The sequence below is a fragment of the Pseudomonas sp. PA27(2017) genome (genome assembly GCF_001945445.1).
Lineage (GTDB): Bacteria > Pseudomonadota > Gammaproteobacteria > Pseudomonadales > Pseudomonadaceae > Aquipseudomonas.
Window position 1 is genome coordinate 1 of record NZ_MSXW01000055.1, and the last position, 1,170, is coordinate 1,170.

The following is a 1,170-nucleotide window of genomic DNA, read 5'->3' on the forward strand; positions in this document are numbered from 1 at the left end:
CTATTTCACTCCCCTCTCCGGGGTTCTTTTCGCCTTTCCCTCACGGTACTGGTTCACTATCGGTCAGTCAGTAGTATTTAGCCTTGGAGGATGGTCCCCCCATATTCAGACAAAGTTTCTCGTGCTCCGTCCTACTCGATTTCATTGATAAGAGATTTTCGTGTACGGGGCTATCACCCACTACGGCGGCACTTTCCAGAGCCTTCCACTAATCTCAAATCAACTTAAGGGCTAGTCCCCGTTCGCTCGCCACTACTAAGGGAATCTCGGTTGATTTCTTTTCCTCAGGGTACTTAGATGTTTCAGTTCCCCTGGTTCGCCTCATGCACCTATGTATTCAGTGCATGATACCCAGCTTATGCTAGGTGGGTTCCCCCATTCAGAGATCTCTGGATCACAGTCTGTTTGCCGACTCCCCAAAGCTTATCGCAGGCTACAACGTCTTTCATCGCCTCTGACTGCCAAGGCATCCACCGTATGCGCTTCTTCACTTGACCATATAACCCCAAGCAATCTGGTTACTGTCTATAACGTGAAGACGACATTCGCCGAAAATTTGCACTTGAGAACAACGCAAATTTTACCTTGACCAGATTAATTACCAGTGAAAGTAATCAATCAGTCACTTCTATCACATACCCAAATTTTTAAAGAACGATGTTTCGACTGGTCAAAGACCAGAAATCAACATTCACCCTGCTTCTGCAGAGAATGCTCATTTCTGAACTCTTACTCATTAACGACTGCAACCAGATAGTGGTGGAGCCAAGCGGGATCGAACCGCTGACCTCCTGCGTGCAAGGCAGGCGCTCTCCCAGCTGAGCTATGGCCCCGTATATCATCTGCACCTGAATTGGTAGGTCTGGGCAGATTTGAACTGCCGACCTCACCCTTATCAGGGGTGCGCTCTAACCAACTGAGCTACAGACCTATAACAGGGCTGCCCCAAGCCGACCTCACCCTACTCTCTATCTAAAAGCGTGGGGTGCGCTCTAACCAACCGAGCAATCAGCCTATATAAGGCGTTACAGCATCGTCTTCTACAATGAATCAAGCAATTCGTGTGGGAGCTTATGAATAAGCTGCGATCTTCGATTAAGGAGGTGATCCAGCCGCAGGTTCCCCTACGGCTACCTTGTTACGACTTCACCCCAGTCATGAATCACACCG

The 1,170-nt window shown here is 48.8% G+C and carries 2 tRNA genes and 2 rRNA genes; all 4 read right to left on the bottom strand.

Features of this window, described 5'->3' with window-relative positions:
• Positions 1-497, bottom strand: a 23S ribosomal RNA gene (locus BVH06_RS20045); the annotation flags it as partial.
• A gap of 260 nt (positions 498-757) precedes the next feature.
• Positions 758-833: transfer RNA gene (locus BVH06_RS20050), tRNA-Ala, on the bottom strand.
• Positions 834-854: 21 nt separating this feature from the next.
• Positions 855-931 (bottom strand) — tRNA-Ile (locus BVH06_RS20055).
• Between the two features lie 165 nt (positions 932-1,096).
• A 16S ribosomal RNA gene (locus BVH06_RS20060) occupies positions 1,097-1,170 on the bottom strand; the annotation flags it as partial.